The following is a 14,349-nucleotide window of genomic DNA, read 5'->3' as shown; positions in this document are numbered from 1 at the left end:
ATGATTCGATGAAATCGATGATTTGGAGGATATGAGGATGGATTGGCAGAAAAAAGCACGTCGCGCCGCTTACCTTGGGGTACAACGGTCGAAGCGACTTGGGCGTAAAGTGTTGAACAAACGTCCTAAACGATCACATACGTTGCGAGAAGTCGTACCGAACTGGTATGCACGTTCCCCTTACGTACACGTAGAAGGAACAGACCTTGTTTTCTCAGGAGACGAACCGGTCACATTAACGTACCGTCCGAATGCAAATTCAGATATCATCTCGGCGAGCGACCTGGTCGCGTCAGGCGACAAGACATTCACCGTAACGATGCGTGTCAAGTCACGCGAGGGACTGCTCCCGACGCTACGTCTCGAAATCGTCCGAAAAGGTGGCCGTCAGCGTTTCGTGACGGTACATGACGGTGATCAGGTGGATGTGACGCTCGGGATGGGTGAACAAATCGTCCGGGCACACCTAGAGGTCGAAGGGAGCGGGGCGTTCAGTCTTGTCGAGCTTATGCTCGGCCAGCGCTCTCTTTGGACGGTAGAAGGTACGGCGGCGAACGTGTCTCTTGATGCGTTTGACTTCTTGTATCCGCTCACCTCCACGTCGCTTCGTTCGCTCAAACCGCAAAGCGAGGTCGCGCACTTTGAAGGCGAAACCCTCGTCGTCAAGGCAGAAGGCAATCAATATACCCATTACGGTGTCGATGAAGTCGCGTTGCCGAACGTGGACACTGACCGGGGTATTGACTTTGAAACAGGGGACATGGACGACGATTTATATCGTTTCTATCTAAAAGGAGACCGGACGGGAACGGCCGACGCGTCCCTTTTTGTGGCGACCTACACGAAGTCGGGTCAGGATCGTCTGATCGAAGTACCGCTCGGCTTGAGCGGGATCGTCCGCATCGCCCCATCGCATTCATCCATCCGTTATTTCGTACGGGTGAACGGTGCCGGCTCGCTTGAGAACCTTCATATCGGAATGATTCGGGAGAAGAGCGTACGACGTGAGGACTTGTTGTCACTCAAACCGGACATGTGGACAATCCCAGCGCCAGACCTGATCAAATTGAAGAGCCGCGACGACCAACTCGTCGTCGATTTGAAAGGGAAGGATGATCAGCGCCGTTATATCTCCTATGCCGAGATGAACAACAGCTTCAAACTGCTTCCGACTGAGTTCCCTTACGAGGTGAAGGCGAACAGCCGTTACCGCGTCACGCTTGACGGTGTGGCAGATGAAGGGGCGAACGTCGTCCTCTATATCATCGCCTACTCGGCGACAGAGCGTCAGATCATGCAGCAGGTTCAAATCGGAAGCGAGAAAGTGTTCTACTTCGATCGCGGGATCCGCTTCCTTCGCTTTGCTCTCCGAGTCGACGGAATCGGAGAGGCCCGGATCGATCGGATCCGTGTCGCTGAAGAGCTCGTCAGTGACGGGACTGAAAATCCGACTTGGGTCGACGTCCGGGAAGCACGCTTCTTCGCACCAAAACCACGTGAGCTCCACGAATTGAAAGTGGCTGCCATCTTCGATGAGTTCACGATGGCCTCTTATAAACCGGAGTGTCAGCTCATCACGTTCACTCCGGACAATTGGAAGACCGTGCTGCTTGATGAACAGCCGGACGTTCTCATCGTCGAATCGGCGTGGAAAGGTAACGGCGGTTCGTGGGAGAAGAAAGTCGTCAAATACGGTACAAACACTTGGGAAGAGCTGGACGCTCTTCTGGCGTGGTGCCGTTACCATAATGTCCCGACCGTCTTCTGGAACAAGGAAGACCCGATCCATTACGACCGCTTCATCGAGACCGCGAAACGGTTTGATTACGTGTACACGACCGATTTGAACCGTGTCCCTTCCTATAAGGAAGATTGCGGACATGACCGGGTCGACGCGTTACCGTTCGCGGCACAGCCGAAAGAGCATAACCCGATTCGCCTGCCTGGCACGCGTGAGCCGTATGCCTGCTTCGCCGGATCTTATTATGCGAACCGTCACGAATCAAGGAAAGCAGACATGGACCGTTTGTTCGCTGCGGCGGACAAATACGGACTCGCCATTTATGACCGCAACTACGCGGTCAACCAACGTGGCGAGAGCGACCAGCTGCAATTCCCGGAACAGTTCCGTCACGCGATTCGCGGCAGTTTGAAATATAATCAGATTGCAAAAGCGTATAAAGGGTATAAAGTGATGTTGAACGTGAACTCGGTCAACGATTCACCGACAATGTTCTCACGCCGTGTTTTCGAAGGTCTTGCCTGCGCAACACCGGTCGTCAGTACCCGTTCGGTCGGAGTCGATGCGATGCTTGGGGAGTATGTGTTCCTCGACGACGGCTCGTCGGACTTGGATGAGACGTTCCGTCGCCTGATGACAGATGACTCGTTCTACGAAGACATTGCGATGCGAGGAATGCGACACGTGTTGACGTATCACACGTACACGCAACGTCTGGCAAAAATCATTCAGGATGTAGGAATCCCGTACCGGGTCGACCATGAGAAGATCGCAGTCGTTGCGTTCATCAAATCGCGCGAAGAGGCAGAACGTGTTGTCGCTCAATTCGAGGCGCAAGCTTACGAACACAAGCACTTGATCCTCTTCCTCGACAAGTTCGAAGACCATATCGATGTGTATAATACGTACAACACGCCATCGGTCTCGACTTATATGCGCAGTTATTTGACGCATTACACGTCCTTCACGGAAATCGTCGAGTCATACGATTGGGTCGCACACCTCAAGGCTGACGATTACTACGGTCCGAACTACTTGAGTGACTATTTGCTCGCGGCACGCTACGCCGAAGCGGACATTTTGACGAAAGAGGATTATTACTCGTATGAAGGGGAGCTCGTCAAACACGATCACGATGAATCGTATCGTTACGTCTTTGACGCGACACCATCACGCTCGATCGTCAAACCGACGGCACTCCGTTTCTATACGGTCGATGAGGCACTCTACTTGTTCGAGCAGGATGACAGTCTGAAGGAGCTTGCCCGGTCTGGAAAACGCATTTTCAGTGTCGATCCGTATCAATACGTGAAAGCCGGTGCCGCAATGGATGAAGCGGCCCGCCAGGAGGTAACGTTATGACGCAACAATCACTTCGTATCCTTGTCTACGGAGACGTTAATTTGAATTTGATCGATGGCTCGGCGATTTGGCTCACATCGGTCGTTCACATGTTGAACCAGGACCCGAACATCGAGGTCGATGTTTTGCTCAAGCGTTCAATCGTCAAACCCGAAGTGACAGCCTCCATCAAAAAACTCGACCGTGTCCATTTCATCGATGTCTTCAGTGAAGACTCTCCGAAGAAAAACGAGCCGTATTATGAGAAGAAAGTGCTTCAACCAGAAGAAGCGGCCCAACTCATTCACGAGCTCGTCGAGACGAACGGGTATGATATGGCGTTCATTCGCGGTTTCCAGTTGGCTCACGCATTGACAGAGTATGAAGACACGATGAAGAAGACGTGGACGTATCTCACAGACTTCACGCACGATTCTTCTGCGGCATCGCAAGAGGAGCTGGCCCGTTTGAAAAAAATCGCGGACCGTTCTGCACGGATGCTCTGTCAGACGGCCGAGATGAAGGCGTACTTCGAGACGTTTTTACAGACGCCGAAGCCGTTCCTCATCTTGAACCCGATGATTCCGAACATGCGCGAAGAAGCGCCGGCGTTCAAACGTCAGGGGAAACGCCTCGTGTATACAGGGAAGTTTGCGCCACTTTGGTACTCGGCTGAGATACTCGATGCCCTTCAAAAGGTACGGACGCGGATGACGGATGTCGAGTTGAAGGTCGCGGGTGACAAGTTTAACCAGGACCCGAACAATCCGAATTTCCGGAAAGAAGTGACACATCGTCTGCAACATGATGAAGGGGTGCACTGGTTGAAAGGGATTCCCCGGTCAGAGGTTGAGACGCTGATTGAAGAGAGCGACCTTGGCATTTCGTGGCGTCATCCGGATCTGGATGACAGTCTCGAACTCTCGACGAAACTCCTTGAGTACGGGGCGCTCGGAAAACCGGTTCTCCTCAACCGTAACAAGATGCACGAAATGCTTCTTGGGTCGAGTTACCCGCTCTTCGTCAACTCGGAAGAAGAGTTCATCGAAAAAGTCGAGCTCGCCTTTACGCATCCGGCGATTTACCGGGATGCGGCGGAACGCTTGTACAACATGGCGAAAAACTATACGTTCGCAAGCACGTTCTCTCGTCTCCGCGACGCAATTTGGGAGATGCGCAAGACGACCATCTTGTTTGCAGGACATGATTTGAAGTTTATCCGCATGTTCATGGAGCGTTTTGAAGCGGACCCGGGCTATCGCGTCATTGTGGACGAATGGGACGGACACAAGATTCATGATGTGAATCACAGTAAAGACTGTCTTGCTCAGGCGGACATCATCTTCTGTGAGTGGGGACTCGGTAATGCCGTTTGGTACTCACAGCACAAGTTGCCACATCAGCGACTGATTGTCCGGATTCATCGGCAGGAGAAAGAGACGCCGTTCCCTCGGGAATACGCACTCGATAACATCGACCGGATCATTCTCGTGTCACCGTATATGTTAGAAGAGATGAATCGACTGTTCGCGATTCCGCGCCATCAGATGACGGTGATCTATAATGCGGTTGATGCAGAGAAGCTGGATCGACCGAAGCAAGAACAGGATTTGACGTTCCATCTCGGCATGATTGGCATGAATCCGAAGCTGAAACGTCCTGACCTTGCACTGGACGTCTTAGAGCGGTTGCTTGAGACGGACGACCGTTATCATCTCTATTTCAAAGGGCATCATCCAAAAGATGTGTACTGGATTGGGAAGCGGGAAGAGGAAAGTGCTTATTATGAGGCGCTCCTGAAGCGAATCGAGGAGTCGAAGCTTCGGGATCACGTCCATTTCGACGGACATGGAAGCGATGTCGACACATGGCTCCAAAAAATCGGGTTTGTCTTCTCGACGAGTGACCTGGAAAGCTTCCACCTTGCGCCGGCTGAAGCGATGGCATCGGGGTCTTACCCGCTGATTCGTCACTGGACAGGGGCCGAGACGATTTATCCGGATGAGTTGCTTGTCGAGGATCCAATGGAATTCGTCGACACGATTCTCTCTTATAAAGAAGATTCGAAGCGATTGATTGAAGATGCCCGGACGCATCAACAGTACGCCCGCAAGCATTTCGCACTCGATCGTCTCTATAAAGAGATGGAGCAAATCATCTTAGGAAAAACGCACGAACAATTTGCGAAGACATTGTCATGAAAATGTAATTGCACCAAAGAATTGTTCAAGAGTATAATGAGTATTGTTTTATTATCGAATGTGAAATAAAATGATGGACAATGCGCTGTTTAAAAAGCGCATCAAAACATTTGGAGGTTACGACACAATGAAAGTATGTACAGTAGGTCTTGGATATATCGGATTACCGACATCGGCTGTCTTTGCGAACTATGGCGTCGACGTCGTCGGAGTCGATATTTCACAACATGTTGTTGATAAATTGAACCGTGGTGAAATCCACATTGAAGAGCCAGGTCTCGGCGAAATGGTCGCAGACGTCGTGGCAAAAGGGAAGTTCCGTGCATCACTCACACCTGAGAAAGCAGATGCATTCATCATCGCCGTCCCAACACCAAACAATGCGGACGAGCATAAATCTTGTGACTTGACGTACGTCTTGGACGCGACACGCAAAGTGTTGCCGTTCGTTGAAAAAGGCAACGTCATCATCGTCGAGTCGACAATCGCACCACGTACGATGGACGACTTCGTCAAGCCGCTCGTTGAAGAAGCTGGCTTCGTCGTTGGTGAGGACATCTTCCTCGTTCACTGCCCAGAGCGCGTATTGCCTGGACAAATCCTTCATGAGCTCGTACACAACAACCGCATCGTCGGTGGGATCACGACAGAATGTGCAGAAGCAGGCGCACGCGTCTACGGCACATTCGTTGAAGGTGAGATCGTGAAAACGGATGCGAAGACGGCAGAAATGTCAAAACTCATGGAAAACACGTTCCGTGACGTCAACATCGCACTCGCGAACGAACTTGCAAAAGTATGTAACGACCTTGACATCAACGTCCTTGACGTCATCGAGATGGCGAACAAGCACCCACGTGTCAACTTGCACAGCCCGGGTCCTGGTGTCGGTGGACACTGCCTCGCGGTTGACCCATACTTCATCGTCGCGAAGTCACCTGAGCTCGCGAAGATCATCAACTTGTCACGTGAGACGAACGTCTCGATGCCACACTACGTCGCAGACAACGTTCAAAAGTTGACTGCTGGAATCGAAGACGCGAAAGTCGCGGTCTTTGGTGTGACATACAAAGGAAACGTCGACGACATGCGTGAGAGCCCAGCGGTTGAAATCGCTGAAATCTTGCTCGACCGTGGTGTGAACATCTCGGTTCACGATGCACACGTCGAGAAGTCGACATCTAGCCGTTTCGAGCTCGTCTCGAAAGAAGAAGCGATCAAAGATGCGGACCTCGTCCTCGTTCTCGTTGACCACAATGAGTTCAAAGCGCTTGATTTCGCGGAGCTTCAGGCGTCAATGCGTCGTCCGATGATCTTCGACACACGCAACATCGTCAAAGCGAGCGGTGAAGACGTGGCAGTCGTCAACTACGGTAACCTTTACAAATATACAAAGGAAACGAATCTCGTTCTTTGATTCAGGTGAATGAACATGTTTAAATCCGCGAAAGCTATTCTTTCAGAGCTAAAGTCGAGTCTCTACTTGATTTTCCGTCTCGCCACGTACGAGACGAAAAGTAACAACTCGATGCAGTACCTCGGATTTTTATGGGAGTTCGTCACACCGTTATTGCAGATTGGAGTTTATTGGTTCGTATTTGGATTTGGTATTCGAAGCGGCAGGCCGATTGATGGCGTGCCGTTTCTGCCATGGTTGGTCGCCGGGATTGTCGTCTGGTTCTTTATTGCCGCGGCAATCACCTCGACGGCCCGGTCCGTGTATTCAAAAATTGGCATGGTCTCCAAAATGAGCTTCCCAATCTCGACGATTCCGGCATACGTCCTGCTCGCGCTCTTCTACCGCCACGTGGCGTTGGTCGGCGTATCGTTTATTTTAATGTGGGCGTTCGGATTCCCGATGGGGCTGCATTCGCTTTGGTTTATTTATTTAGCGTTTAGTGCACTGGCACTACTCTATTCACTTGCCTTGATCACATCCGCGCTTACGACAATCGTGCGCGATATTCAAAACCTGCTCCAGTCGATGATGCGGATGTTGATGTATTTGACACCAATTTTTTGGGTGCCGCCGGCGAAGCTCGCGAATATCCTTCAAGTCAATCCACTTTACTACTTAGTCGAAGGATATCGGTCTATGTTCCTCGGGACAGACTGGTTGGCGACTAACTGGGCTTACGGCCTCTATTATTGGGCCATCGTCCTCGTTCTCTTCTTCGTCGGGTCGATGATTCACTTACGATTCCGTCGACACTTCATCGATTATATTTGAGGAGGACATTATGTATCAGGTTAAATTCGAAAACGTATCGAAGCGATATACCCTATACAACAAGCCGACCGATAAGCTGAAGGAAATTTTCTTCAGCAAGGCGGGAGGCAAACAGTTTTATGCACTTCGGAATGTCTCGTTTGAAGTGCCGCCAGGAGAGGTAGTAGGGATTATTGGAATCAACGGGTCCGGAAAGTCGACGATGTCGAACTTGCTTGCGGACGTCATGCCCCCGACTCATGGGAAGATTGAGCTTCACGGAAAGACGGCACTGATTGCCATCTCTTCCGGACTCAATGGGAACTTGACGGGACTCGAGAACATCGAACTCAAAGGGTTGATGCTCGGGATGACGAAGCAGGAAATCATCGATCTGACACCGACGATCATTGAGTTCGCCGATATCGGGGACTTCATTCATCAACCGGTCAAGACGTATTCGAGCGGAATGAAATCCCGTCTCGGGTTTGCGATTTCCATCAACGTTGACCCGGATATCCTGGTCATTGATGAGGCGTTGTCTGTCGGGGACCAAACGTTCACAGACAGATGTCTCACGAAAATGAACGAGTTCAAAGATCGCGGCAAGACGATTTTCTTCATCAGCCACTCGGTCTCACAGGTACGTCAGTTCTGTACACTCGGGCTCTGGCTCGAGTTTGGCGAAGTCCGTGAGTACGGTCCGGTCAATGAAGTCGTCCAGGAATACAATAAATTCTTGAAATGGTTCCGCAGTCTATCGAAAGAACAACAGGATGCGTTCAAAGCCGACAAGTTGAAACGTCGTACAACAGTCGTCGACGCAACAGAACTCGGTGAAACGTACATTCTGCCACCGCATACGGAAGAACAACTAAAAACACGTCATGCCTCGGTCTCCGTATCGAGCGATGTGACGTAAGGATTTGGGAGGAGGAAGCACGGGGATGTTATACCGTGCGAAACGACCTATGAAAAAAGTCATGACCGTCTTTGGGACGCGACCAGAAGCCATCAAAATGGCACCACTCGTACTCGAGTTGAAGAAACGTGAAGGGGTAGAACCGATTGTTGTCGTAACGGCACAGCACCGTCAAATGCTTGATCAGGTGCTTCAGTTGTTTGAGATCAAACCGGACTATGACCTCGACATCATGAAAGATAAACAAACACTTTACGATGTCACGTCACGTGTACTGAAAGGAATGGGCGAGGTCATCGCCGAAACGAAGCCGGATATCGTCCTAGTCCACGGAGACACAACGACGACATTTGCGGCGTCGCTTGCAGCTTTCTACAACCAAGTCGCTGTGGGTCACGTCGAAGCGGGTCTTCGCACGCATAACAAATACTCGCCATTCCCGGAAGAAATGAACCGCCAATTGACAGGTGTCATGGCCGACCTTCATTTCGCTCCAACCGACACGTCACGCGATAACCTCCTTCGTGAAGGGAAAAAAGAAGAGACGATTTTCGTCACAGGGAACACCGCGATCGACGCGCTTAAGACGACGGTCCGTGATGACTATGCGAGCGAATTGCTCGACAGCATCCGTTCACAAGGTCGCCGTCTCGTCATGTTGACGGCACACCGCCGTGAAAACTTGGGAGAGCCGATGCGCAACATGTTCCGTGCCGTGCGTCGCTTGATTGAAAAATATGACGACATCGAAGTCGTGTATCCAGTCCACATGAACCCGGTCGTCCGTGAACTCGCGAACGAGATTCTACACGACATCGACCGCGTTCACTTGATCGAGCCGCTTGACGTCTTTGATTTCCACAACTATGCGGCGACGTCACACTTGATTTTGACAGACTCAGGCGGCGTTCAGGAAGAAGCGCCATCACTCGGTGTACCTGTCCTCGTTCTTCGTGACACGACAGAGCGCCCGGAAGGTGTCGCAGCAGGAACGCTCAAGCTCGCGGGAATCGAAGAAGAGAACATCTTCTCGCTCGCGGACGAGCTCTTGTCTGATGAAGCAGCGTACAAAGCGATGTCACAAGCATCGAATCCTTACGGTGATGGTGAGGCGTCACGCCGAATCGTCGATGCCATCCTTGCTAACTAAATGAAAACGAATAGAGTTGTTTTGTGCCCCGCACAGCAACTCTTTTCTATATCATCCTTACATTTGGAGGTGCTTCCATGACAACGAAGCGGATTCGTCCCGCGATTTATCACTATTATCCACGCGGAACTCAAAAGAACAACTTGTCAATGCGCGAAGAAGAATACAAGACGGAAGTCACATTCTTACCACAAACATTAAAAGACTCTATTTATGTTCAATTGTTCGACTTAAAGTTTGAAATCCCACCGTCTAAAATCTTCCTGAATGATGCCAAGATGGAAGAAGGCGAAGAGATGGAAGTGAAGACGTCCATATATGTCGAAGGCGATCGCACCGTTCGACTCGAACTGTACGTCATGCAGTACTCAGATGATGAGCGATTATCGAATAAACGTTTCCCGCTCACGTTAAACCCAGGGAATAATCCGATTGAGGAAGTCGTCTTGCAAGTCGATGGGGCCAAATATTTCAAGATGTCTTATAAATACATCGTCGAAACACTCGACCCGGCCACTGTACGATTTGATGACCTCTATGTAACATTTCATTAATCGGAACAAGTCTTAAAGGAGAAAGGGACCACTCGGTATGTTATTTAGTTCCACGGTATTTTTATTTTATTTCTTACCCGTCGTGCTACTCGTTTATTTTGTGTCACCACGCTGGTTAAAAAACACAATTTTACTTTTGGCAAGTTTATTCTTCTACGCCTGGGGTGAACCGAGATTCGTCTTAATCATGCTTGCTTCGATTTTGATGAACTATGTGTTCGGGTTTATGGTCGACAAGTATCGGGACGATGCGAAGAAAATCAAATGGACGATGAGTCTCATGGTCATCGGGAACTTGGGAATGCTCGGAGTCTTCAAATATGCGAGCTTCTTCGTGGAGAACGTCAATTCGGTGTTCGGTTTCTCACTGAATGACCCGGAGATTCCACTTCCGCTCGGAATATCCTTCTTTACGTTCCAAGCGATGAGTTACGTGATCGATGTCTATCGGAATGATGGACGACTACAGAAAAACCTATTTGATTTGGCACTGTACGTCTCGTTCTTCCCGCAGTTGATTGCCGGTCCGATCGTACGCTATCAGACGGTAGCCGATGAAATTGTGGACCGTCGGGAGACGGTGGACGATTTCGTTTCGGGAATTCAACGCTTCGTCATCGGACTCGGGAAGAAAATGATCCTGGCGAACAGTTGTGGATATGTCGCAGACCAGGTATTCGGGCAATCGGCAGGTGATTTGTCGACGACGCTCGCCTGGATTGGAGTCATCGCCTATTCCCTTCAAATTTATTTTGACTTCTCAGGTTATTCGGATATGGCCATCGGTCTCGGACGGATGTTCGGTTTCCACTTCCTTGAGAACTTCAACTATCCATATATCTCGAAGTCAGTATCAGAATTTTGGCGTCGTTGGCACATCTCACTCGGGAGTTGGTTCCGTGACTACGTCTATATTCCACTCGGTGGGAACCGGAACGGGGCATGGAAGACGTATCGCAATCTGACGATCGTATGGTTACTGACCGGGGTATGGCACGGAGCGAGCTGGACGTTCATCGCGTGGGGACTTTATTACGGGGTCTTCATCATGCTGGAACGGGCATTTCTCGGAAAATGGATTGCGGCGTGGCCGGCGTGGTTCGCCCATGCGTTTACGCTCTTTATTGTCATTATCGGTTGGGTATTCTTCCGTGCCGATGACTTCACATATGCCATCGATTATCTCCAGGTCATGTTCGGGTTACATGGTGGTGAACTGTTCGACCAAACGGCCTATTTCTATATCGTGCAGTATGGAACGATTCTCGTACTTTCGATGATTGCCGCGACGCCACTGCCGAAGTATGCGGTCGCGCGTTTCATGCGTCATGAAGTGAATACGGACCGTCCTGTACTTGCGGTGAGCGCAGGGTTAGCCCGTGCGGCGTACATCTTATTCATCTTCGGAATTTCGATTTCGTATGTCGTATCGAGCACATTCAACCCATTTATTTATTTCCGGTTCTAAGGAGGGCTGACAATGGAACAACAAACCAAAAGCGATTTAGTTCGTTCAAAAAAACGACGCATCTCTTGGGTGGTCAACAGTATTCTATTGATTGGCTTCCTCGGAACACTGTTTTACGGATTGGCCGTATATGCGTTTGGGACAGAACAAGCGCGTTCTTCCAGCGAAGGGCGGATGCTTGCCCAGCGACCTGAGGCATCGGCTGAAACCATTTTAGACGGCACGTATATGGAACAATTCGAGAAGTCGGCGAACGATCAGGTTTTCGAACGCTACTTCTGGATTGAAACGCAGGCCTGGGTACAACGAAATGTGTTGCAGCAACAAATGAATAATGGGGTCATCAGCATTGATGGCGTATTATATGCACCAGCCCCGCGCGCAAGTCGTTACTCTTCACTCGGAGTGTTCTTCAAAGACTTCAAGAAAGAAATGGATGAAGCCGGGATTTCCTATTACTTTGCTTCGGCACCGAGTAAGCCGGTTTATGCAACGCGACAAAACTTATTCCCGCCGTATATCGAATCAGCGGACGGAGCAAACCGCGGCCAGCTCCATGAACGGATTGAAGAGGCGGGCATCCCGCTCATCGATTTAGAAGATACGCTCGGGGACAAGCCCGGAAAAGAAATCTATTTCAAAACCGACCACCATTGGCGTCCTGAAGGAGCATTTTTGGCATACGGTCAAATCATGGAAGCGTTGAAAGAAGAGTTTCCGGATGCGCCGGTGTTGACAATGGACGACATGGAGCAAAAATCGGTCGATGGCCCATTCTACGGGTCTCACGCGCGTGAGATCTCGATGCCATACGTCGAATCTCCAGATACATTCACTTACCTCGAGCCAAAAGGCGGCGTCACGACGACCGTGTGTCATAATGGGGATGAGGATTGTGGGCATAGCGTACTGGACAAAGATGTCTTGAAAAATCCGAAGAAGTTCACGAATTACTACAACTTGTTCATGGGTGACAACTATGCCCAGGCGAAAATCGAACAGACTGACCCGAAAAACGATTATCATATTCTTGTCTTAAAAGACTCGTATGCCAACCCGGTACTCGGTTACCTCGGTGAATCATTTGGAACGGTCTCTGCGCTCGATGTACGCTACTTCGACGATTATGACGTCAGTATTTCGGATTACGCAAAAGAGAATGATGTCGATGCTGTGGTATTCGTACACAATGACCGGATTACCGGTCTCGGTTCAATGTATCGAGCAGGTTTGTAACGCGGCAGTTTAACTTGAAAAGAAAGTAGGTAGCGATGATGAATATTTTGCTTCCGGTATTTTTCCATTCCGCAATGGGTGGTCTTCATTTACACATTTTGTCCTCAGTCAAACATGTATTACGTGAAGGACATGACGTGACTGTAGTATGTAAACCAGGCCCGTTCGCCGAAGAAGTTCGAACATTAGGTGGACAAGTCATCGAGACAGATTATTCAACCGATGATGTGAAACGTGTCATCGAGCAGGTCCGAGTTCAATCTTACGATGTGGTCTATGCCCATCCGTTCGATTCTCGTCAACTCGGACTGGCGGTGGCGGAAGCGAACCAAATTCCGTTCGTCCTTGTCATCCATGGCATGTATCACGATGATATTCAGCAATACCACCAAAGTGTATCGCGCATCATTGCTGTCTCCGAACAAATTGCTGCTTACTTAGTTGAGATTTGTCCGGAGGTCGAAGAAAAAGTACAAGTCATTACAAATGGTGTGTCGGATTCATTCGTTCCGACTGACGAATCACAACCGTCGGAACGGCTGGTTGGATTGTTCACATCACGTCTGGATGCAGACAAGCTCTTTATTTTAGACGTCTTCTTAGATGCGCTAAAAGACGAACGTGTGAAATCGTTACCGATTGATTGGATCGTCATTGGTGACGGCACACAACGCGAGAAATACGAAGCCCGGTATGAAGAAGCGCTCGCAGGAACAGGACAGAGCATGGAATGGCTCGGATGGTTGAATCAAGAAGAGTTACCACAGGCCATGCGTCGTGCGGACTTCATCATAGCGCCAGGACGTTCAGCCCTTGAAGCGATGGCTGTCGGAAAACCGACAATCGCTGTCGGAAGCAAAGGGTATCAGGGACTCGTTACACCGGAGACGTGGCAATCGATTGCGGGTACGAATTTTGGTGGTATTGGAACAAAGTATGATGGCTATACGTCTGGTCAAATCGGAGACGAGATCCTGCGATTAGTGGACGAGTCATTCAGACGTGAGATTGCATCTTTCTCTGTTAAATTAGTGGACGAACATTTCCGTGACGAGCAGTCACAACGACAATTGGTCGAACTGTTTCAGGCAGTGATGAGTGAAGGCGGTCCTGTTGTGGATTTTCATGACATGTACCCATTCCATCGTTACGAACAGTTACACTATTTCCGTTCTTCCCACTTGTTGGAAGGGAAGCTTGAAACGAAGGAAAAGCAACGTGTTAAAATCCGTGACGAACGGGACGAAGCACGTCGCAATACGAATCAAGTCAAACGTGATTTAATCGCAGCAAATCGAACGGTTCGCGAACAAGAAAAAACAATCAAAGCACTGGAAAAAGAGCTTGAAACGTTGAGACAGTCAGCGCAAGAGACCGTACAGCAACGTGATGAGTTTCAATTGAGTGCTGAAGAATTGAGATCCCAAATCGAACGTGTCAAAAAGCACCCAATCGGGAAGTTTTTTGCATGATGGAGCGGGGATAAAAAAATCCGGAGAGCCTTTGCAGGCGTCTCCGGATTTTTGA

The 14,349-nt window shown here is 49.9% G+C and carries 9 protein-coding genes and 1 pseudogene; all 10 read left to right on the top strand.

Going from position 1 to position 14,349, the window contains the following annotated elements; all coding sequences use genetic code 11:
- Positions 1-37 precede the first annotated feature (37 nt).
- The 10 genes and pseudogenes from KNP03_RS04125 (at position 38) to KNP03_RS04080 (ending at position 14,294) form a co-directional block, all read left to right on the top strand.
- Entirely contained in the window at positions 38-3,103 is a 3,066-nt protein-coding gene (locus KNP03_RS04125) for a CgeB family protein (RefSeq protein ID WP_214825662.1), read from the top strand.
- Positions 3,100-5,283: a glycosyltransferase gene (locus tag KNP03_RS04120; RefSeq protein ID WP_214825659.1), complete on the top strand. Its 2,184-nt coding sequence runs from the start codon at positions 3,100-3,102 to the stop codon at positions 5,281-5,283. The genes KNP03_RS04125 and KNP03_RS04120 overlap by 4 nt, the downstream gene beginning before the upstream one ends.
- A 127-nt stretch (positions 5,284-5,410) precedes the next feature.
- Positions 5,411-6,700, top strand: a complete 1,290-nt coding sequence (locus tag KNP03_RS04115) for a nucleotide sugar dehydrogenase (RefSeq protein WP_214825657.1) — start codon at positions 5,411-5,413, stop codon at positions 6,698-6,700.
- A 15-nt stretch (positions 6,701-6,715) separates the two neighbouring features.
- Positions 6,716-7,513 (top strand): ABC transporter permease, encoded by a 798-nt coding sequence (locus tag KNP03_RS04110; RefSeq protein ID WP_240544425.1) that lies wholly within the window; start codon positions 6,716-6,718, stop codon positions 7,511-7,513.
- Between the two features lie 7 nt (positions 7,514-7,520).
- Positions 7,521-8,297, top strand: a pseudogene (gene tagH / locus KNP03_RS04105) (teichoic acids export ABC transporter ATP-binding subunit TagH); the annotation flags it as partial.
- 166 nt (positions 8,298-8,463) lie between these two features.
- Complete coding sequence (wecB, locus tag KNP03_RS04100) at positions 8,464-9,564, top strand: non-hydrolyzing UDP-N-acetylglucosamine 2-epimerase (protein ID WP_214826237.1); 1,101 nt, start codon at positions 8,464-8,466, stop codon at positions 9,562-9,564.
- Positions 9,565-9,641: 77 nt separating this feature from the next.
- The gene (locus KNP03_RS04095; RefSeq protein ID WP_214825645.1) at positions 9,642-10,118 is read left to right on the top strand and encodes a hypothetical protein; all 477 of its coding nucleotides are present in this window, start codon (positions 9,642-9,644) and stop codon (positions 10,116-10,118) included.
- Positions 10,119-10,155: 37 nt separating this feature from the next.
- Entirely contained in the window at positions 10,156-11,586 is a 1,431-nt protein-coding gene (locus KNP03_RS04090; protein ID WP_214825643.1) for an MBOAT family O-acyltransferase, read from the top strand.
- 12 nt (positions 11,587-11,598) lie between these two features.
- The gene (locus tag KNP03_RS04085) at positions 11,599-12,822 is read left to right on the top strand and encodes a DHHW family protein (protein WP_214825642.1); all 1,224 of its coding nucleotides are present in this window, start codon (positions 11,599-11,601) and stop codon (positions 12,820-12,822) included.
- Positions 12,823-12,860: 38 nt separating this feature from the next.
- Positions 12,861-14,294: a glycosyltransferase family 4 protein gene (locus KNP03_RS04080; protein WP_214825640.1), complete on the top strand. Its 1,434-nt coding sequence runs from the start codon at positions 12,861-12,863 to the stop codon at positions 14,292-14,294.
- Positions 14,295-14,349 lie beyond the last annotated feature (55 nt).

This window comes from Exiguobacterium algae (assembly GCF_018617875.1).
GTDB classification, from domain to species: Bacteria; Bacillota; Bacilli; order Exiguobacteriales; family Exiguobacteriaceae; genus Exiguobacterium; species Exiguobacterium algae.
This window is presented reverse-complemented; position numbering and strand designations above follow the sequence as displayed.